Source organism: Streptomyces sp. NPDC002896, from assembly GCF_040295225.1.
Classification (GTDB): domain Bacteria; phylum Actinomycetota; class Actinomycetes; order Streptomycetales; family Streptomycetaceae; genus Streptomyces.
The window spans coordinates 147,641-167,099 of the sequence record NZ_JBEOVA010000008.1 but is presented as its reverse complement, the minus strand read 5'-3'; the positions used below and the strand labels follow the sequence as shown (position 1 = coordinate 167,099).

The following is a 19,459-nucleotide window of genomic DNA, read 5'->3' as shown; positions in this document are numbered from 1 at the left end:
TTGTCCTCGCTCACAGCTTGGGCGCAATCTCTTCGGTCCAGATACGTTCCCGCTGCTCCTGAGTCATATGGCAGGCGGCCCAGTGCCGGCTGCCGACCTCGGCGAGCTCGGGCCGCACGGTGCGGGTCACGTTGTCCTTGGGCAAGTCGGCGTACGGGCAGCGCGGGTTGAAGGCGCAGCCCGACGGGATGTTGATCAACGAGGGCGGGGAGCCCTTGACCGGGATCAGCCGGTCGGTCTGGTCGCGGTCGAGCCGCGGCATCGAGCCGAGCAGGCCCCAGGTGTAGGGGTGCCGGGGCTCGTAGAAGACGCTCTCGGCCGGGCCGCGCTCCACGCAGCGGCCGCCGTACATCACGAGGATGTCGTCCGCGAGCTCGGCGACCACACCGAGGTCGTGGGTGATGATGATGACCGCGGAGCCGAACTCCTTCTGCAGATCGCGGATCAGGTCGAGGATCTGCGCCTGGACGGTGACGTCGAGGGCGGTCGTCGGCTCGTCCGCGATGAGCAGTTCGGGGTTGTTGACCAGCGCCATTGCGATCATCGCGCGCTGGCGCATACCGCCGGAGAACTCGTGCGGGTAGCTGTCGACCCGCTTGTCCGGCTGGGGGATGCCCACCCGGTCGAGCATCTCGATGGCGCGCCTGCGGGCGGTCTTCTTGTCCACGTCGTGGTGGACCTGGTACGCCTCCACGATCTGCTTGCCGATCGAGTAGTACGGGTGCAGGGCGGACAGCGGGTCCTGGAAGATCATGGACATCTCGCGGCCGCGCAGCTTGCGCACCTCGTCCGGGTCGGCGGACAGCAGTTCCTTGCCGTCCAGCCAGATCTCGCCGGAGAGCTGCGCCTTGCGCTTGCCGTACTGGCCGGCGGTGTGCAGGCCCATGATGCCGAGCGAGGTCACGGACTTGCCGGAGCCCGACTCGCCCACGATGCCGAGCGTCTTGCCCTTCTCCAGCTGGAAGCTGAGCCCGTCGACGGACTTGACCAGGCCGTCGTCGGTGGGGAAGTGCACCTTGAGGTCGCGTACTTCGAGGAAGGCGGTCGGGGCGGGCGAGTCCTGGACGACGGGCTCGCCGACGGCCGCTCCGCTCTTGCTGAGTTCGGTCATGCGAGCCTCACTCGGGGGTCGATCACGGCGTACAGGAGGTCCACGACGAGGTTCGCGACGGCGATCGCGAGGGCCGCGAACAGGGTCACGCCGAGGATCACCGGCAGGTCCTTGCTGCTGATGGCCTGGACCGCGGCGAGACCGAGGCCGGGCAGGTTGAACGTGGACTCGGTCAGCACGGCGCCGCCGAGCAGGACGCCGATGTCGAGACCGAAGACGGTCAGGATGGGTGTCATCGCCGAGCGCAGGGCGTGCCGGGTGATGACGGCGCGTTCGCCCAGCCCCTTGGCGCGGGCGGTGCGGATGTAGTCCTCGCCGAGCACGTCCAGCATGGTGGCGCGGGTGAGGCGGGCGTACATGGCTGCGTTGAGCAGGGCGAGCACGATCCACGGCAGCAGCAGCGTCTGGAACCAGACGCCGATGGAGTCGTCCGTGCTCAGGTTGTCCTCGATGTGCACCCAGCCCAGGCTGTGCACGAAGATGCCCATCGCGACCATGCCGGTGAAGAAGATCGGCAGGGAGACGCCGCCGAGCGCGGCGATCATCGCGGTGCGGTCCCAGATGGAGCCCCGCTTGAGGGCGGAGACCACACCGGTCGCGACACCCGCGGCCAGCCACAGGACGCAGGCTCCCGCGGCGAGGGCACCGGTGACGGGCAACGCGTCCTTGAGCGTGCTCCACACCGGCTCCTCCGTACGGAAGGAGTAGCCGAAGCAGGGCGCGGGGCAGTGGGTGACGTCGTTGCCGTTGGCGTAGTCGCGCCCCATCGGGATGGCCTTGACGAAGTCCCAGAACTGCACGAGCAGCGGCTGGTCGAGGCCCAGTTTGGTGCGGATGCCCTCGACTTGCTCGGCACCCGATGCCTTGCCGGCGAAGAGGACGGCGATGTCCTGTCCCGCCCACTTGGGCAGCATGAAGAAGACGGTGAAGGTCGCGAGCAGTACGACCAGCACCATGATGACTACGGCGATCAGGCGCCGGATGAGATAAGCAAGCACTGTGCGCGGCCCGGCGGCGGCCGGGTCCTCCTCGTGAGAGGTCCCGGCCGCCGCCCGGGGCCATCACCTGCCCTTCGGACTGGCGGGATTCGGCGGCGTGGAAACGGTGACTACGGGTGGTCGGCGACTACTTGACGACGCCCAGCGACACGTAGTCGTACCGGCCGTTGTAAGCGGCGGACGAGTAGACGTTCGTCAGACGCGGGCCGCGCCACGAGATGTTCTTCTCGTAGATGAACGGCATCCAGTCGGCGTTGTCGAGCAGGCGCTTGTCGAGCTGCTTGTACAGCTCCTCGGACTTGGCCGGGTCGGTCGTCGCGATCGCGTCGTCGAAGATCTTGTCGATCGTCTTGTCCTTGATCTGCGACTCGTTGTAGTTGCCGCTCTCGAACAGGAACCGGCTGTCGAACAGCGGCTGCGCGTAGCCCTGGCCGGTCGCGAAGTCCGGGCCCCAGCCGCTCATCGTCATGCCGTAGCCGCGCTCCTTCACGACCTTCGGCGAGCCGGTGATGCTGGAGGACTCGGCACCGTCGATCGGGTCGACCTCGATCTTGATGCCGACCTTGGCGAGCTGCTCCTGCAGGGCCTCGGCGGTGTCGACCTCACCCGGGTTGTTGTTACGGGCGCTGATCTTGGTGGAGAAGCCGTTCGGCTCGCCGCACTCCTTCAGCTCCGCCTTGGCCTTGGTGAGGTCCGGCTTGCCCTTGCGGGCGAGGACGCCGTACGGGTCGTAGTCGCTGTAGCCGGGGATCGCCTTCGGGAAGGTGGAGTTGGCGATCTCACCGCCGGCGACCGCGCCACCACGGGTCTGCTGCAGGCCCGCGAAGTCGGTGGCGTAGAAGACGGCCTTGCGGCAGTGGACGTTGTCCAGCGGCTTCGCGGTGTGGACGAGGGCCACGTAGCGCACGAACGACGTCTGGATGTTGTCGATGTCCGCCTTGTGGTCCTGGACGGCGGAGACACGGCCGGACTGGGTCATGCCCGTGCCGTTGACGTCGACGTCGTAGTCGCCTTCCATCAGCCGCTTGTCGTTCTCCTCCAGGTTGGCGGAGATCGTCACGGTGATCTTGTTCGGAAGGGCCGGGCGGATCGGGTCGGAGGCCTTGTTCCACTTGTCGTTGCGGACCAGGGTCAGGCCCTTGTTCGCCTTGTACGACTGGACCTTGTACGGGCCGGAGGAGAACGGACGCTGCGTGTACTTGGCGCCCGTGTCCTCGCTCTGCTTCACCGGGGCGCCGGTGGGCATCGCCAGGAACTGCTCGAAGTCACCGTTCGGCTTCGGCAGCTTGAAGACGACGGTCTGGTCGTCGGGCGTCTCGATCGCCTTCAGGCCCAGCTTGTCCTTGGACTTGTCCTTGTAGGGGCCCTTGTACTCGCCCTTGGGGTCGAGCGTCTGCTTGATGTACGCCGGGCCGCCGGTGATGACGTCGGTCGCCCAGATGCGCTCGATGCCGTACTTGACGTCCTTGGAGGTCAGCTTGGAGCCGTCCTCCCACGTCAGGCCGTCACGCAACTTGTACGTGTAGGTCTTGCCGTCGGCCGAGACCTCGGCCGGACCGGTGGCCAGGTCGCCGACGAGCTTGTTGGACGCGGCACCCGGCTTGGTGTCGTACGTGACCAGGGTGCGGGTGAAGAACCGCATGAAGTCCCAGGTCATGCCGTAGTACGTGCGCTGCGGGTCCAGGGAGTCGAAGTCCTGCTTGCCGATGAACTTCAGCGTCCCGCCCTTCTTGGTGGACGCGTTGACGACCTTGTTGAGCGCGGCGTTGTAGCCGGCGCCCTTCGAGTCGCTGCTGCCGCTTTCGTCGTCACCGCCGCCGCACGCCGTGGTGGTCACCAGCGCCGCGACAACGAGGGCTGCGCCAGCAGCGAGCCGTCGCTTCGGGGAACCTGTGGGCATTTTCTCGTAACCTCCGAGATTCGCGGTCCCGGGCCTGTGCCGGAGAACCATGGGAGAAGAGCCACCTGACGGTGCGGCAGGGGCGAGTCGTTGGTTATCGGGTCCCCTTGGGGTCGAGCGCGTCGCGCAGACCGTCCCCGAAGAGGTTGAAGGCGAGCACGGTGATGAAGATCGTCGCGCCGGGGAAGACCATGAACATCGGGTCGTGCTCGTAGGTCTCCAGGGCGTCGCGCAGCATGCCGCCCCACGAGGCCGTCGGCGGCCGGACACCCGCACCGAGGAAGCTGAGGGCCGCCTCCGTGAGGATGTTGGTGGGGATCATCAGCGTCGCGTAGACGGTGATGGGGGCGACGAGGTTGGGCAGCAGTTCCCGGAAGAGGATGTGCCGCCGGCCTCCCCCGAGGCTGCGCGCGGCTTCGATGTACTCGCGCTCCCTCAGGCTCAGGGTCTGGCCGCGGACGATACGGCCGACGTACGGCCAGCCGAAGAAGCCGATGACCGCGATGAGTACGGCGATCCGCACCCCCGAGCCGGTAAGGCCCAGCAGGTCGTCGGGGAGGACCGAGACCAGGGAGATGATGAAGAGCAGCTGCGGGAAGGACAGCAGCACGTCCATGGTGCGGCTGATGAGCGCGTCGATCCAGCCCCCGAAGTAGCCCGCGACGATGCCGAAGAGCGTGCCGAGCACGACCGCGACCACGGCGGCGAGGAAGGCCACGAGCAGCGAGATCCGGGCGCCGTAGACGATGCGGCTGAAGACGTCGCGGCCCTTGTTGGGCTCGACGCCGAAGAGGAAGTCGCTGCTCATTCCGCCGAGCGATCCCTGGGGCAGGTTGGTCAGCGGGTCGAGCTTGTCCTGGTGGAACTCGTTCGGCGGGTGGCCCAGCAGGCTCACGATCAACGGGGCGAAGACGGCCACCAGGACCAGCACGAGCACGGTGATACCGCCGGCGAGCGCGACCTTGTCCTGCTTCAGACGGTTCCAGGCGATCTGCTTGAGGGAGCGGCCCTCGACCTTCTTCGCCCCCGTCACGGCGGGGTCTGCGGTCGCGGGCGGGGCCGCTTCCGCGGTCGGCTCGTGCAGTGGTGCCGTCATCAGGCAGGGACCCCTCTCAACCGGCGGTGGCCGGGCCGCACTTGCCGCTGTAGCGGCGTGATCAATCCATGAGTCGTACGCAGGGGTGACTGAACCCCCCTTGGAGCGGGAGTCTTCATCGCTGTTGTGATCTGTTGCCAGACCGTACGGCGAATGGATGCCTAAACGTGATGCTGTCCTGGGGTTTCCGTTATCCGGACGTTCGTGAACGCCCCTCGGACGCGGGTCAGTTGGGCGTAAAGGGTTCACGCGCGTAGAACTGCGCCACTTTCACCACCAGACGACGTCAGAGCGGACATAACGGGTTGGTGCCGCTGTGCGAGTTGTCCACAGAGCGGAACAGGGGAATGTGTCCTCGGGATTGCCCCTGTTGGCACGTTTTCGGGCCTCCCCCAGCGCTTCAGGGCATGGGAAGTGGACACGGTGGTGCGGCGAGGCGGAACGGTTCAGTACGTGGCGTGGGGCGGCGGATATCCGTATCCCGCGGCCGGTGCCGCCGGGGCCGCATGGGCCTCGCGGTCGTAGAACGGCCGGGAGTTGGCGCGGAGCCACATCGCGACCGGGTCGTGGTCGTCGGACATCGCGACGGTCGAGACCGGCAATCCGTCCGGCACGGCCCCGATCGACTGCTGCATCATCGCCCGCACCGAGTCGACCGCCGGCAGGCTGGTGTCGTATACATCGAGACCGATCGCCAGATAGGGCGCGCCCAGGGCTGGTTGCACCCAGGCGCGGCGCAACGACCGCACCGCGGGGGTGCGGTGGGCGTTCTGCGTGAGCAGGGCGTAGAACTGCGGGATCTCGATGGCCGGTTCGCTGAGCCGGAGCGGGCCCGCGGGCTGCCGGTCGAGCCCGGTCGCGATGCGGCGCAGGTCCAGCCAGGGAATGCCGACGCCGCCGCCAGGCGCATGCGGATTGAGCCAGAGCCCAAAGTTGTCGGGGTACAGCGCGCGGGCCGCTTCGAGGCCGCTCACGACCTCGGTGGCTCGGCTCCAGCCGCTGGCCGAGAGTTCCTGTGCGGAGGTCACGCAGGGGGCGTAGTTGAACCCGCCGACCTCCATGTTCCCGTACTGGGCGTCCGGAGATCCGGCCTGACCGTGCCAGAGCAGCATCCAGACCTGGCCGGTCGCCGGGTCGGCGAGCGCACGCAGCAACGCCTCGTACGCGTCGTAACGCCCGGGCGTCACCTGCCGCAGCATGTGCTCGACCTGCCCGGCCGCAGCCGTGCCCGACGCACTCACCCTTGACCGCCCCTTCATGACGCACTCTTACGGACCCGACGGGATCGCCGGATTCGCGCACATACGCTCACCGCCGCGGCCCGACGGAGTCATTCTGCATCTTCCGGGCGCCGACGCTCGGGCCCCGGCCGGAATTCCGCCCCCGCCCCGACATGAAACCAGGTTAGGCGGCGATACTGACAGCGGCTTGACGCACCGGATGCCGCAGGTGCGGCCGGCGGAGAGCCGCTCAGTGCTCGCGGCGGTAGAAGGGGCGCACCTTCTCGCGCATCCAGTCGCCCACCGGGTCCTGGGCCACGTCCATGAGGACGAGGTTCACCGGCCAGGCCACCGGCACGCGGCCGAGGGCGCGGCCCAGCGCATCCATCGGGACATTGCGGGCGCTGCCCTCCCACTCCGAGAGTTCCACGCCGACGAAGAGCACCGGGTCGCCGCCTTCGATGCTGGCGAGGCAGCGGCGGGCGGTGAGCACGATGCCGGTGTCCGCGAACTCTTCGGAGGCCGCGGACAGGAAGTCCACCGGGTCCTCCTGCCAGTCGGGTTCGAAGAGGCGTACGCGTCCGCCGCTCGCGGGACCGTCGAGGGGTGTGCGTCCCACCCGGCACAGCTCGGCGACGGCGGGCGGCGGCAGCGGTATGCCGACCGTGCCGTCCGGGTTGACGGCCATGCCGAGGCCGGGGGGCAGTCCGCGCGCGAAGTCGACGGCGGGTGCCACGGTGTAGCTCATGTGGTCGCCGACGACCTGGCGGAACTGCTGCTCGGAGCTGAAGACGGGGACGTATGCCTGCCCCTCTATCTCCACGGTCGGCAGGTCCAGGGTGCGGCTGTCGGGGCCGCCGCCGCTCGGCAGCGGAATCCATATGGGGCTGCGGCCGAGCACCTCGACGATGCGGGCACCCGCCGAGGGGACGCCGAGGGAGGCGGCGAGCACCTCCTCCAGCTCGTTGCCGGGCCACCCGCCGTGCGGATGGGGGTGCGCGTGCGCCGGGATGTCCATGTGCCTACCACCTGCTCGGGCCTCTGTTCGCTGCGCTTCGCACCTTAACGCTGCGCGCTGGGCGAGGGCGCCCGCAGTCGTGGGGTGCGCCCCCACCCGGGAACCAGGCGGTACGCGGAAGCACCCGCCGTCGCGGGTTGTGCCCACCCTCCCCCAAGCTCTCGGCTTCTCCCCCAGTGCCTTAAGGGCCTGGGAGGTACCCCCAGAGCAGGGGGGACCCCCATCGCCCTGCGGAACGCCTGCCCACAACGGTGAAGGCGGAGCCGTCCGCCCCCCCCCAGCCCGCCGCTTCGGCGTCGGCACCGGCAGGAGAATCGCTCACCGGTCGAATTCCACCGCCCGCAGGACATCCGCCGCCGATCGGTCCAGCAGTACCGCCGACGAGCAGCCCGACGGCAGCTCGCCGCGCTCCACGGAGCGGATCAGGCGCGTCACCGCCCTGCGGTGCCGCGCGAACGCGTACCGGGAGACCCCGCGGCCACGCTCCCGCTGCCCCGCCAGTGCCGTGCCCGGCGTGACGTCGAGCAGCATCAGGTGCAGGGTGGAGCCGCGCCGCCGGGCCTCGCGCCCCAGCCACCGGCGCACCCAGGTCTGCGTGCCGCAGTCGTGCACGACGACGCTCTTGCCGGCCCGCAGCGCACGGCGCAGCCCGGCGTAGTGCGCGAGGCGGACGAGGGGACGGTAGACCGCATAGGGGAGCAGGCGGGGCACCCGCCGGGCCCAGTGGTCGCGCATGTCCTGCGAGTCGACGCGTGCGCCGGCCACCGCCCGCCGCATCAGCGTGGACTTGCCGCTGCCCGGCAGTCCGGACACGACGACGATGTCGCCCGCGGCGAAGGAGAGGCGGCGCGGCCCGCGGCCCGCCCGGTCGCGGAGATCGCGTACGACGGCCTCGGGGAGGCGGCCGCGGTTCTTCGCGACCGTGGCGGCGGGCTGCTCCGGCAGCGCCACCCCGGTCGTGGTCGCGTATGCGCTGGTCCTGTGCACCGTGATCGTCCTCCCCGTCGGTCACATCACCCTGCCCTGACGAGTGTAAAGAGAGAGTAATGCGGGACAAGCTCATTACCGGCTCGTTGCTCCCGGAACAATCCTGTTGCTCCCCTGGGACAGTGCCCCGGAGGGCGTGCAATGATGGGCGCGCCAACTGCATACCGGCCGCTTGAATCCGCGCGGGAGAGCTCTCAGCCGTCCAGGTCCTGGTAGATCCAGGCAGGTCGTGGCTGGGGCGCCGAAGGAGCAAGTCCCTCCCTTGAATCTCTCAGGCCCCGATACCGCGCGGGCGAGGCACATCTGAAAAGCGGGCCGTCACAGCCGGGCAGTCGGGTTACTGCCCAGGCGAATGGCGGCTCCACCCACGGTGCAAGCCGCGGGCCCCGGGCTCGTGGCGAACCTCTCAGGTTCCGATGACAGATGGGGAGGATCGACTCGACCTCGCCTGTCATGCCCTGGGAGCACCCCCCTATGAGCAATGCCCTCCGCAAGACCGCCCTCGATGCGCTGCACCGCGCGCTCGGCGCGACCATGACCGACTTCGCGGGCTGGGACATGCCGCTGCGGTACGGCAGCGAGCGCGACGAGCACAACGCCGTACGCACCGGGGCCGGCCTCTTCGACCTCTCGCACATGGGCGAGATCACCGTCACCGGGCCGGACGCCGCGAACCTGCTGGACTACGCGCTGGTCGGCAACATCGGCGCCGTGGCGGTCGGCCGCGCCCGCTACACCATGATCTGCCAGGAGGACGGCGGCATCCTCGACGACCTGATCGTGTACCGGCTCGCCGAGCAGGAGTACATGATCGTCGCGAACGCCTCCAACGCGCAGGTGGTGCTGGACGCCGTCACGGCCCGCGCGGCCGGTTTCGACGCGATCGTGCGCGACGACCGTGACGCGTACGCGCTGATCGCCGTCCAGGGGCCCGAGTCCCCCGGCATCCTCAAGTCGTTGACCGACGCCGACCTGGACGGGCTGAAGTACTACGCCGGTCTGCCCGGCACCGTCGCCGGTGTCCCCGCGCTGATCGCCCGTACCGGCTACACCGGCGAGGACGGCTTCGAGCTGTTCGTGGCGCCCGAGCACGCGGAGAAGCTGTGGCAGGCGCTCACCGAGGCGGGCGCACCGGCCGGTCTCGTCCCGTGCGGGTTGTCGTGCCGCGACACGCTCCGCCTGGAGGCGGGCATGCCGCTGTACGGGCACGAGCTGTCCACCGCGCTGACCCCGTTCGACGCCGGTCTGGGGCGAGTGGTCAAGTTCGACAAGACCTCCAACAACGGTGACTTCGTGGGGCGTGTCGCCCTGCTCGAGGCCGCCGAGCGGGCCGAGAAGAACCCGCCGCGCATGCTCGTCGGGCTGATCGCCGAGGGCCGCCGCGTGCCGCGCGCCGGCTACCAGGTCGTCGCCGAGGGCAAGGCGATCGGCGAGGTCACCTCCGGCGCCCCCTCTCCCACGCTCGGCAAGCCGCTCGCCATCGCATACGTCGACGCCGCACACGCCGCGCCCGGCACCCCCGGCGTCGGCGTGGACATCCGCGGCAGCCACGAGCCGTACGAGGTCGTGGCGCTGCCGTTCTACAAGCGCCAGAAGTGACGCCGTGCCCGACGGTCCTCTGGGGCTCGTCGGGGCCGGATCGGATCGCACACAGAACCCTCCCCCAAGCTCTCGGCTTCTCCCCAGTGCCTTAAGGGCCTGGGGGGTACCCCCAGAGCAGGGGTACCCGCGACACCACCACTCCCCCGCATACAGGAGAATTCAGGTCATGAGCAACCCCCAGCAGCTGCGCTACAGCAAAGAGCACGAGTGGGTGTCGGCCGCCGAGGACGGCGTCGCGACGGTCGGCATCACGGAGTACGCGGCGAACGCGCTCGGCGATGTCGTCTACGCCCAGCTCCCGGAGGTCGGCGACACGGTGACCGCGGGCGAGGCCTGCGGCGAGCTGGAGTCGACGAAGTCGGTCAGCGACCTGTACGCGCCCGTCTCCGGTGAGGTCACCGAGGCCAACGAGGACGTCGTCAACGACCCGTCGCTGGTGAACTCGGCCCCCTTCGAGGGTGGCTGGCTGTTCAAGGTACGCATCTCGGAGGAGCCGGCCGACCTGCTCTCCGCCGACGAGTACGCCGACTTCTCCGGTAACTGAACCAGGCGACCGGCCGTACCGACCGACGCACCGAAATGACCGCCGCACCGAACGGGACCTCGATGTCGCTTCTCAACTCCTCCCTTCACGAGCTCGACCCGGATGTCGCCGCCGCCGTCGACGCCGAGCTCCACCGCCAGCAGTCCACCCTCGAGATGATCGCCTCGGAGAACTTCGCTCCGGTGGCCGTCATGGAGGCGCAGGGCTCGGTACTGACCAACAAGTACGCCGAGGGCTACCCCGGCCGGCGCTACTACGGCGGCTGCGAGCACGTGGACGTCGTCGAGCAGATCGCCATCGACCGGATCAAGGCGCTGTTCGGAGCCGAGGCCGCCAACGTGCAGCCGCACTCGGGTGCGCAGGCGAACGCGGCGGCGATGTTCGCGCTGCTGAAGCCGGGCGACACGATCATGGGTCTGAACCTGGCACACGGCGGCCACCTGACCCACGGCATGAAGATCAACTTCTCCGGCAAGCTGTACAACGTGGTCGCGTACCACGTGGACGACAACGGCGTCGTGGACATGGCCGAGGTCGAGCGCCTCGCCAAGGAGTCCAAGCCGAAGCTGATCGTGGCGGGCTGGTCGGCGTACCCGCGTCAGCTGGACTTCGCGGCGTTCCGCCGGATCGCGGACGAGGTCGGTGCGTACCTGATGGTCGACATGGCGCACTTCGCCGGTCTGGTCGCGGCCGGGCTGCACCCCAACCCGGTCCCGCACGCCCATGTCGTGACCACGACCACCCACAAGACGCTGGGCGGCCCGCGCGGCGGTGTGATCCTTTCCACGCAGGAGCTCGCCAAGAAGATCAACTCGGCGGTCTTCCCCGGCCAGCAGGGCGGTCCGCTGGAGCACGTCATCGCGGCGAAGGCGGTCTCCTTCAAGGTCGCGGCGAGCGACGAGTTCAAGGAGCGCCAGCAGCGCACCCTCGAGGGCTCGAAGATCATCGCCGAGCGCCTCGTGCAGCCCGACGTCACCGAGGCCGGCGTCTCCGTCCTCTCCGGCGGCACGGACGTCCACCTGGTCCTGGTCGACCTGCGCAACAGCGAACTCGACGGGCAGCAGGCCGAGGACCGCCTCCACGAGGTCGGCATCACGGTCAACCGGAACGCCGTTCCGAACGACCCGCGCCCGCCGATGGTGACGTCCGGCCTGCGGATCGGCACCCCGGCCCTGGCCACCCGCGGATTCCAGGCCGACGACTTCCGCGAGGTCGCGGATATCATCGCGGAGGCGCTGAAGCCGTCGTACGACGCCGAAGCCCTGAAGGCCCGGGTCGCCGCCCTCACCGCGAAGTACCCGCTCTACGCCGCCCTCGGCAAGTAGCCACACCGGCTCGTAGCCACAGGCCCCACGGGGCACCGCGCACACTGGAACAAACCGGAATCCGGCAACGGATGCACTGCGCGCGGTGCCCCGCCCCATGTTTTTTCACAGCAGTACCCCAAGGAGTTCCCCGTGGCCATCTCGGTCTTCGACCTGTTCTCGATCGGCATCGGCCCGTCGAGCTCGCACACCGTCGGGCCGATGCGGGCGGCCCGCATGTTCGCCCGCAGGCTGCGGAACGAGGAGCTGCTCACGCAGACGGCCTCCATACGCGCCGAGCTGTACGGCTCCCTGGGCGCGACCGGCCACGGCCACGGCACCCCGAAGGCCGTCCTCCTCGGCCTCGAGGGCGAGTCCCCGCGCACCGTCGACGTGGAGACCGCCGACGAGCGCGTCGAGAAGATCAGGTCGGCTGGGCGGATCAGCCTGCTCGGGACGCACGAGATCGCCTTCGACTTCGACGAGCACCTGGTCCTGCACCGCCGCAAGGCGCTCCCGTACCACGCCAACGGCATGACGCTCCGGTCGTACGACGCCGAGGGCGGGGCGCTGCTGGAGAAGACGTACTACTCGGTGGGCGGCGGCTTCGTCGTCGACGAGGACGCGGTGGGCGCCGACCGCATCAAGCTCGACGACACCGTGCTGAAGTACCCCTTCCGCACGGGCGACGAGCTGCTGCGCCTCACCCGCGAGACGGGCCTGTCGATCTCGTCGCTGATGCTGGAGAACGAGAAGGCCTGGCGCACCGAGGACGAGATCCGCGAGGGCCTGCTGGAGATCTGGCGGGTCATGCAGTCTTGCGTGGCGCGCGGCATGTCCCGCGAGGGCATCCTGCCCGGCGGCCTGAAGGTCCGCCGTCGCGCCGCGAACTCCGCGCGCCAGCTGCGCGCCGAGGGCGACCCGCTGGCGCGCGCGATGGAGTGGATCACTCTGTACGCGATGGCGGTGAACGAGGAGAACGCCGCGGGCGGCCGTGTCGTCACCGCGCCCACGAACGGCGCAGCGGGCATCATCCCCGCGGTCCTGCACTACTACATGAACTTCGTGCCCGGCGCCGACGAGGACGGCATCGTCCGCTTCCTGCTGGCCGCCGGCGCGGTCGGCATGCTGTTCAAGGAGAACGCCTCCATCTCCGGCGCGGAGGTCGGCTGCCAGGGCGAGGTCGGCTCGGCCTGCTCGATGGCCGCCGGCGCACTGGCCGAGGTCCTGGGCGGCTCCCCGGAGCAGGTCGAGAACGCCGCCGAGATCGGCATGGAGCACAACCTCGGCCTCACCTGCGACCCGGTCGGCGGCCTCGTCCAGATCCCGTGCATCGAACGCAACGGCATGGCGGCGGTCAAGGCAGTCACCGCCGCGCGGATGGCGATGCGCGGCGACGGCAGCCACAAGGTGTCCCTCGACAAGGTCATCAAGACCATGAAGGAGACCGGCGCCGACATGTCCGTCAAGTACAAGGAGACGGCGCGGGGCGGGCTCGCGGTCAACATCATCGAGTGCTGAGCGAAACGCGCCTCACGTACTCGGTCTGCTGCCGCGGCCGCCGCGCACCGGCCCCCGTGCGTATGTGCGCCGTCAGGCGCGGAACTCCGCCGACCGCTCCGGCGACGCCTCGGCCAGCGCCTTCGTGACCTCCTCGGCGCCGGCCGCGAGGCCGTACACCGGGGTGCCGGGCTGCTGGCGCCAGGAGTCGTCGAGGCCGCCGGTGTCCACGGTGTCGAAGCCGAGCTCGTCGAGGAGGCCGCGTACGACCCGCTTGGCGGCCTCGTCGTCGCCGGCGACCGGCAGGGCGATGCGTGCCGGGTCGCCCTTGGGCTTCGGCTTGTCGAGGAGGTCGTGGGCGTACGTGCCGTTGAATGCCTTGATGACGGGGTGGCCGATCTGCCGCTCGGTCCAGCGGCTCTCGGTGAGGCCCTCGTCCTCGATGGCGGCGATCCTGCCGTCCCGCTGCTGGGGGTAGTAGTTGCCGGTGTCGATCACGGCGACGCCGTCCGCGGCCCCGTCGAGCAGCCCGGACGGCAGGTCGGGCACGGCCTTCACGGGGACGGTGATCACGACGACCTGGGCGCCGCGTGCCGCGTCCCCGACCGTGACGGGCGTCGCCCCGGTCTCCTCGGCCAGCGCGGTCAGGGTGTGCGGACCGCGCGAGTTCGCGACGGACACGTCGTGCCCGAGAGCGGTCAGGCGCCGGGTGAGGTTGCCGCCGATGTTGCCGGCGCCGATGATGCCGATCTTCATGACTTGCCCTGCCTTCTCCGGAGGCGGTGCTGACGGGGGCGCAAACCTCCGGGACAACCGGGATATTCCGGGCGTTGCGGCTCTCGGGTGACATGGCACTTCCATGCCGGCGTATGCACCGCTCCCGTACGGCGAAAGGGCCCGGCGCCCCGCCTCTCGGCAGGGGCGCCGGGCCCTTGGGCCACGGCCGATGCTCAGGCGCTCTTGTTGAGAGAAGCCCAGAACTCGTCGAACGACAGCAGCTTGTCCTTGTTGGTGTCCTTGGCGGCTATCACGGCCTCCGCCACAGGCACGGTGACGTGGAAGTCACCCAGCTGCGCCATGACGCTGCTGTACTCGGCGGCCGTGATGAAGCCGTCGCCGTCCACGTCGAACCGCTCGAATGCCCTGCGTGCTTCCTCGATGTCCGCCACCGGATCCGCCCCTTCTTGGTACCTACTGACGTCGGTCAGATTAGCGGCATGGGGAAGGACAGTGGTCAACGGCCCAGCTGCGCCCGGAGCGCGGCGATCACCCAGGCGAACTCCTCGACGTGAGCGCGCCGGTACTCGCGGCCGTTCACGATGGCCGTCAGCTCGCGGTAGCGCAGCCTCGCGTACCAGAGCGCCCGCGCCGTCGCGGCGGAGGCACCCGAGGCCGACTGCGTCCTGCTGACCGGCGGCGCCGTGCACACCATGGCCCCGACCGGCGCCGTGCGCCGGACGGCGTCCACCTGCTCGGGCGTGGGGTCGTCCGGCATGTCGGCGACGGTGTTGCGCAGTCGTTCGCGGATGGCGGGGTCGGCGGTGTCGAGGCCGGCGAACGCCTCCTCGACGAAGTCCTCGATTATGCGCTTGCGTTCGGCGGCCGAGAGCCGCGCCAGCTCGGGGGTCTGGGGGTATCCCCCAGAAGACACAGCACGAGTGTCATCTCCTCTGCGGTGGAGCCGCGTTGTGCGACGGTCGACAGCACGGCCCTGGTCACCCGCAGCGTGCGGATCTGCGCGTCGAGCGCTGCCACATGAGTGGCGGCGACCTCCGCGAGGGTCTGCTCGCCCGCCGCCACCCTGCGCACGTCGTCGAGGCCGAGGCCCAGCTCGCGCAGGGTGCGGATCAGTTCGAGGCAGGCGAGGGACCCGGCGTCGTAGAGCCGGTAGCCGCCGCCCGAGCGGGTCACGGGCGGCAGGACTCCCTCGTCCGACCAGTAGCGGATGGTGCGCACCGAAAGGCCGGTGCGACGGGAGAGCTGCCCGATGGTGAACAACCCGGTGCCGTCGTCGATCATGCTTCCGAGTCTGGGCCTTCCAGTGGGTGGAGACTCAAGCCGCGGACCCGGCATCCCGTCAGCGGAAGACGCCCGTGTGCCCCAGCGAGTACCGGCCCGGCTGAGGGTAGACGGCCAGGCCGTGCGGGCCGCCGCCGACGCGGATGCGGGCGATCTGCTGGCCGGTGCGCGTGTCGATGGCGTACACCTCGGAGTTGTACCGTCCCGACAGCCACAGCACGTTGCCGTCCGCCGAGACGCCACCCATGTCGGGGCTGCCGCCGTCCGGCAGCCTCCACTTCTTGGTCAGCGCGTTCTTGGCGAAGTCGAAGACGGAGATGGTGCCTTCGCCGCGGTTGGAGATGTACATCTCCTTCGAGTCGCGGCTGACGTACAGGCCGTGGGTGCCCTTGCCGGTGGGCATCAGCTTCGGCTCGGTGAACTTGTCTCCGTCGAGCACCCACATACCGTCGGCCATCATGTCGGCGATGTAGAAGGTCTTGCCGTCCGGGGAGAGTTTCACGTCCTGCGGCATGGCCCCCGAGAAGGGCAGCTTCTGCTGGCCGATGACCTTCATCTTCGCGGTGTCGACCTTGAGCAGCTCGCCGGAGAACTCGCAGGAGACGATGAAGTACCGGCCGTCGAGCGAGAAGTCGGCGTGGTTGACGCCGTAGCAGCTGACGGGCACGGACTTGACTCGTTTCATGGTGTGCGGGTCGCGGAAGACGAGCTCGCGGTCGAGCGAGGCCATGACGACGGCGTACTTCCCGTCCGGCGTGAAGTAGAGGTTGTACGGGTCGTGCACCTCCACGGGATCGCCCGCCTCGCCGGTCTTCGGGTCGATGGGCGTGAGCGTGTGGCCGCGGTTGTTGTTGACCCACAGCGTCTTCATGTCCCAGGAGGGCACCACGTGCTGGGGCTGGATGCCGACCGGAATCGTCTTGATCACTTTGTACGTCTTCGGGTCGATGATCGACACCGTGTTCGACTCGGTGTTGGGGACGTAGACGCGGGATGGGAAGTCCTTGACGACCGGCGAGAGTTTGCCGGGGCGGTCGGCCGCGTACACGTCCTTCGGATCGAGTACGGGCGGCATGCCCGCAAGCCCCTGGACCGCCTGCGGCGTGGCGGGCACCTGGACGGGCGACCTGGTGGGACTGGCGGACGGAGTGACTGCGCCCTTCGTGCCGAGATCCTGGTCCGCCGGGCCGGACGACGGGGCGCCGCAGCCCGCGAGAGCGGCCAGCAGGGCGCTGGCGAGAGTGACGCCGGCGCGCTTGGTGAGGGTCAGGTGCAGGGGCATCAGGTCAGCAGCTCCGTGGTGGTCACCGCGCGCAGTCCGCGGCGAGCGAGAAGGTCGAGGAGGGCGGGCAGCGCGGCAACCGTGTCCGCGTACCCGAAGTGCAGGCTCACCACCGACCCGGGACGCACCAGTCCGCCGACGGTGCGGACGACGGCCTCGGGCCCGGGCGAGGTGTAGTCGAGCGAGTCGACGTCGTACGACAGGACGTGCGGGTAGCCCGCGCTGCGGGCGAGGCGTTCGACGAGCGGGGAGGCCTCCTTCGCCTGGGACGGCCGGAAGAAGCTGCCGATGGAACCGGTCAGCCGGTGCAGCCGGTCCGCACAGCCGTTGATCTCCGCGGCCGCCTCGGCTTCGGACATGGCGTTGACGGCACGGTGGTTGAGGGTGTGGTTGCCGATCTCGTGGCCGCCGTCGAGGACGCGGCGGGCGAGGTCCGGATGCTCGTCGAGCCAGCTGCCGACGGCGAGGACGGTGATCCGGGCGTGCGCCCGCTCGGCCGTCTCGAGCAGCGCCACGGCGGTGGCGGGGTCGCCCTGGCCGTGGAAGGTGAGCGCCACCTCCGGGCGTCCGCGGGGGCTGTGGGTGATCTGGGCGGGCAGGCCGGGGAAGCGGCGAGGGCCGGGGGCGGCGGAGTGTTCGGTAGGGGCCGGACGTGCTGAGGACTGCCCCGGACGGAGTTCCGCGGAACGCGCCGGGCCGCTCGTGGAACATCCGGCGGCGAGCGTGCCCGCGACGGCGAGCCCGGCGCCCGTACGCAGGGCCGAGCGACGGTCGGCAGTGGTCACTCGACCCATTTAAGGGTGACTTGCCAGGCTGGATCCAGATTGACCCGCTTCCGGGCGGTGCGGGTCGCGACTCACACCCTTCGACGGCTGAAAAGATCTTGCAGAATGGCTGATTCCAGTCACGTTCAGCCGATATTTACCAGGTGGGTGGCCGGGATCACCGAAGATTCATCCGGGATTTCATCCATATTGAGCACATATGCCCGAATGGGGACTTTGGATCAACTACCGTTGTCTGACATAGTCAGAACCACGACCTCCATTGACCCGGGCCGGTCGTTCAACAGCCGCCGTGGAGCACACCCCTCCGCATCCACGGCACTCCACAGAAGCCCCCAGCCGCCGCACAACGACGAACGGGGGCTTCTGTGCGTCAGCACGTACGGGCGCAGGTGATGAGAACGGCGTCGTCAGACGCGCATCTCGAACCACGTCGTCTTGCCGCGCGGCAGCAGATCCACACCCCAGCGGTCCGAGAGCCTGTCGACCAGGAAGAGGCCGCGGCCGCTGATGTCGAGCTCGTGAACGGGCATCAGACAGGGCAGCCCGCGCGAGGGGTCGCGCACCTCGACGCGGATCCAGCCGCGGCGGCGCTGCATGCCCAGCCCGAAGATGCGGGCACCCGTGTGGCGCACGGCGTTGCCGACGAGTTCCGAGACGAGAAGCACGACATCCTCGGTCAGCCTCGGAGAGAGTCCCCAGTGACGGAGCGTCACGACCTGGGCGAGGCGGCGCGCGATGGCCGCGGACTCCGGGCGTGACGGCAGCGAAACCTCGGCCTCCGCCGGATTGCCGTACAAGTCCAGCGCCCTGAGCGCCTGTTCGTCCTCCACCGCTGGTGACCAGCGCGCCGCTGTCGCACCGGCCAGCCGCCGCGGCTGCTCGAAACCCTCCAGCCCCGCTGCCATGCCCCCATCATGGCCGCCCGGAGCGCTCCGCGGAGGGGTTCCGCAGGAATACGTGACCTGGAGTTCTGCACTCCGAGTGGTCGGGTTGGCATATGCCCGCGGCAGTGAAGACCACGCAGAACCCCGCCTGGCCTGCGATGACTTCTCGCTCACGAATGATCGCGGAACGCTGCGACCGGGCATTCCTTAAGGCTTTTTTAAGGCACCCGCAGTCCGCCCATCGAGGTACCCGGCCTGGGCCGGCGCACTGACGCCGGCCCACCGGATCGCGCAGCCGGAACCAACAGGGCGATTCAACTTCCCGTAATCGCAGGCGAGTTCACCGCAGTAAGATCACAGGAACTTCGCCTTGCCCGGCCCTTCCTCGACGAAGCTGCGCATGCCGCGCTCGCGGTCCTCGGTGGCGAACAGGCCCGAGAACCAGTTGCGTTCGATCGCGAGGCCCGTGTCGATGTCCGTCTCCAGGCCGGCGTCGACGGACTCCTTGGCGGCGCGCAGCGCGAGAGCCGGCCCCTGGACCAGTTTGGCCGCCCAGGCGCGCGCGTGCTCGTAGACCTCGGCGGCCGGGACGATGCGGTCCACCAGGCCGATCGAGAGGGCCTCGTCGGCCGTCACCATGCGGCCCGTGAAGATGAGGTCCTTGGCCTTGGAGGGGCCGATCAGCCGGGGCAGTCGCTGGGTGCCGCCCGCGCCCGGGATCAGGCCGAGGAGGATCTCCGGCTGGCCGAGCTTGGCGTTGTCCGCGGCGATCCGGTAGTCGGCGCACAGCGCCAGCTCGCAGCCGCCGCCCAGTGCATAGCCGGTGACGGCGGCGACGACGGGCTTGGGGATGCGGGCCACGGCGGTGAAGGAGTCCTGCAGGGCCCGGGAGCGTACGACCATCGCCGTATGGTCCATGGCCTGCATCTCCTTGATGTCCGCGCCCGCCGCGAACACCTTCTCGCCGCCGTAGAGGATCACGGCGCGCACGTCGTCGCGGCGTGTGGCCTCCTCGGCCAGCTCACGGAGCCGGTCCTGGACGGCGATGTCCAGTGCGTTCATCGGCGGGCGGTCGAGGCGGATGGTGCCGATGCCTTCGGCGACTTCGAGATGCACAGTCATGCAGAGCAGGTTAACGGGCACTAACGACAACGGGCCCGGTGCGATCAGTCACATGTCGCACCAGGCCCGCGGGTCGGAAGGGGT

Annotated in this window: 17 protein-coding genes, 1 pseudogene and 1 riboswitch; of the genes and pseudogenes, 4 read left to right on the top strand and 14 right to left on the bottom strand. The window is 69.4% G+C overall.

What is annotated here, in order from left to right:
• Nucleotides 1-10: 10 nt before the first annotated feature.
• The 7 genes from ABT009_RS16635 to ABT009_RS16605 all read right to left on the bottom strand — a co-directional run bounded on the left by ABT009_RS16635 (nucleotide 11) and on the right by ABT009_RS16605 (nucleotide 8,336).
• Nucleotides 11-1,111: an ABC transporter ATP-binding protein gene (locus ABT009_RS16635; RefSeq protein ID WP_351294391.1), complete on the bottom strand. Its 1,101-nt coding sequence runs from the start codon at nucleotides 1,109-1,111 to the stop codon at nucleotides 11-13.
• Nucleotides 1,108-2,109, bottom strand: coding sequence for an ABC transporter permease (locus tag ABT009_RS16630; protein WP_351294388.1), 1,002 nt, complete (start codon nucleotides 2,107-2,109; stop codon nucleotides 1,108-1,110). The genes ABT009_RS16635 and ABT009_RS16630 overlap by 4 nt, the downstream gene beginning before the upstream one ends.
• Before the next feature lie 127 nt (nucleotides 2,110-2,236).
• Nucleotides 2,237-4,009 carry an ABC transporter substrate-binding protein gene (locus ABT009_RS16625; RefSeq protein ID WP_351294385.1) on the bottom strand — a complete coding sequence of 591 codons (1,773 nt, stop codon included), beginning with the start codon at nucleotides 4,007-4,009 and terminating at the stop codon, nucleotides 2,237-2,239.
• Nucleotides 4,010-4,103: 94 nt separating this feature from the next.
• Complete coding sequence (locus ABT009_RS16620; RefSeq protein WP_351294383.1) at nucleotides 4,104-5,105, bottom strand: ABC transporter permease; 1,002 nt, start codon at nucleotides 5,103-5,105, stop codon at nucleotides 4,104-4,106.
• Nucleotides 5,106-5,551: 446 nt separating this feature from the next.
• The gene (locus ABT009_RS16615; RefSeq protein ID WP_351294381.1) at nucleotides 5,552-6,346 is read right to left on the bottom strand and encodes an enhanced serine sensitivity protein SseB C-terminal domain-containing protein; all 795 of its coding nucleotides are present in this window, start codon (nucleotides 6,344-6,346) and stop codon (nucleotides 5,552-5,554) included.
• A 229-nt stretch (nucleotides 6,347-6,575) separates the two neighbouring features.
• Nucleotides 6,576-7,343, bottom strand: coding sequence for an enhanced serine sensitivity protein SseB (locus ABT009_RS16610; protein ID WP_351294379.1), 768 nt, complete (start codon nucleotides 7,341-7,343; stop codon nucleotides 6,576-6,578).
• Nucleotides 7,344-7,661: 318 nt separating this feature from the next.
• On the bottom strand, nucleotides 7,662-8,336 hold the full coding sequence (locus tag ABT009_RS16605) for an AAA family ATPase (RefSeq protein WP_351295016.1): 675 nt from the start codon (nucleotides 8,334-8,336) through the stop codon (nucleotides 7,662-7,664).
• Between the two features lie 167 nt (nucleotides 8,337-8,503).
• Nucleotides 8,504-8,627, top strand: a riboswitch (glycine riboswitch).
• A gap of 177 nt (nucleotides 8,628-8,804) precedes the next feature.
• Here ABT009_RS16605 and gcvT point away from each other — a divergent pair.
• The 4 genes from gcvT (at nucleotide 8,805) to ABT009_RS16585 (ending at nucleotide 13,301) form a co-directional block, all read left to right on the top strand.
• On the top strand, nucleotides 8,805-9,929 hold the full coding sequence (gene gcvT / locus ABT009_RS16600; RefSeq protein ID WP_351294376.1) for a glycine cleavage system aminomethyltransferase GcvT: 1,125 nt from the start codon (nucleotides 8,805-8,807) through the stop codon (nucleotides 9,927-9,929).
• A 169-nt stretch (nucleotides 9,930-10,098) separates the two neighbouring features.
• Nucleotides 10,099-10,476, top strand: a complete 378-nt coding sequence (gcvH, locus tag ABT009_RS16595) for a glycine cleavage system protein GcvH (RefSeq protein ID WP_351294374.1) — start codon at nucleotides 10,099-10,101, stop codon at nucleotides 10,474-10,476.
• Nucleotides 10,477-10,538: 62 nt separating this feature from the next.
• On the top strand, nucleotides 10,539-11,801 hold the full coding sequence (gene glyA / locus ABT009_RS16590) for a serine hydroxymethyltransferase (RefSeq protein ID WP_351295014.1): 1,263 nt from the start codon (nucleotides 10,539-10,541) through the stop codon (nucleotides 11,799-11,801).
• 132 nt (nucleotides 11,802-11,933) lie between these two features.
• Nucleotides 11,934-13,301: an L-serine ammonia-lyase gene (locus tag ABT009_RS16585; protein WP_351294372.1), complete on the top strand. Its 1,368-nt coding sequence runs from the start codon at nucleotides 11,934-11,936 to the stop codon at nucleotides 13,299-13,301.
• Between the two features lie 72 nt (nucleotides 13,302-13,373).
• On the opposite strand, the gene ABT009_RS16580 is transcribed toward ABT009_RS16585, so the two are convergent.
• From ABT009_RS16580 to ABT009_RS16550, 7 genes and pseudogenes are all read right to left on the bottom strand, one after another.
• Complete coding sequence (locus tag ABT009_RS16580; RefSeq protein WP_502989889.1) at nucleotides 13,374-14,036, bottom strand: NADPH-dependent F420 reductase; 663 nt, start codon at nucleotides 14,034-14,036, stop codon at nucleotides 13,374-13,376.
• A gap of 194 nt (nucleotides 14,037-14,230) precedes the next feature.
• Nucleotides 14,231-14,449: an EF-hand domain-containing protein gene (locus tag ABT009_RS16575; RefSeq protein ID WP_351294368.1), complete on the bottom strand. Its 219-nt coding sequence runs from the start codon at nucleotides 14,447-14,449 to the stop codon at nucleotides 14,231-14,233.
• Between the two features lie 65 nt (nucleotides 14,450-14,514).
• A pseudogene (locus ABT009_RS16570) lies at nucleotides 14,515-15,299 on the bottom strand (helix-turn-helix domain-containing protein).
• A 58-nt stretch (nucleotides 15,300-15,357) separates the two neighbouring features.
• Nucleotides 15,358-16,581 carry a YncE family protein gene (locus tag ABT009_RS16565; RefSeq protein WP_351294365.1) on the bottom strand — a complete coding sequence of 408 codons (1,224 nt, stop codon included), beginning with the start codon at nucleotides 16,579-16,581 and terminating at the stop codon, nucleotides 15,358-15,360.
• Complete coding sequence (locus ABT009_RS16560) at nucleotides 16,581-17,375, bottom strand: polysaccharide deacetylase family protein (RefSeq protein ID WP_351294362.1); 795 nt, start codon at nucleotides 17,373-17,375, stop codon at nucleotides 16,581-16,583. The genes ABT009_RS16565 and ABT009_RS16560 overlap by 1 nt, the downstream gene beginning before the upstream one ends.
• Before the next feature lie 401 nt (nucleotides 17,376-17,776).
• The gene (locus ABT009_RS16555) at nucleotides 17,777-18,379 is read right to left on the bottom strand and encodes an ATP-binding protein (RefSeq protein ID WP_351295011.1); all 603 of its coding nucleotides are present in this window, start codon (nucleotides 18,377-18,379) and stop codon (nucleotides 17,777-17,779) included.
• Between the two features lie 228 nt (nucleotides 18,380-18,607).
• Complete coding sequence (locus ABT009_RS16550) at nucleotides 18,608-19,375, bottom strand: enoyl-CoA hydratase/isomerase family protein (RefSeq protein ID WP_351294360.1); 768 nt, start codon at nucleotides 19,373-19,375, stop codon at nucleotides 18,608-18,610.
• Nucleotides 19,376-19,459: the final 84 nt, after the last annotated feature.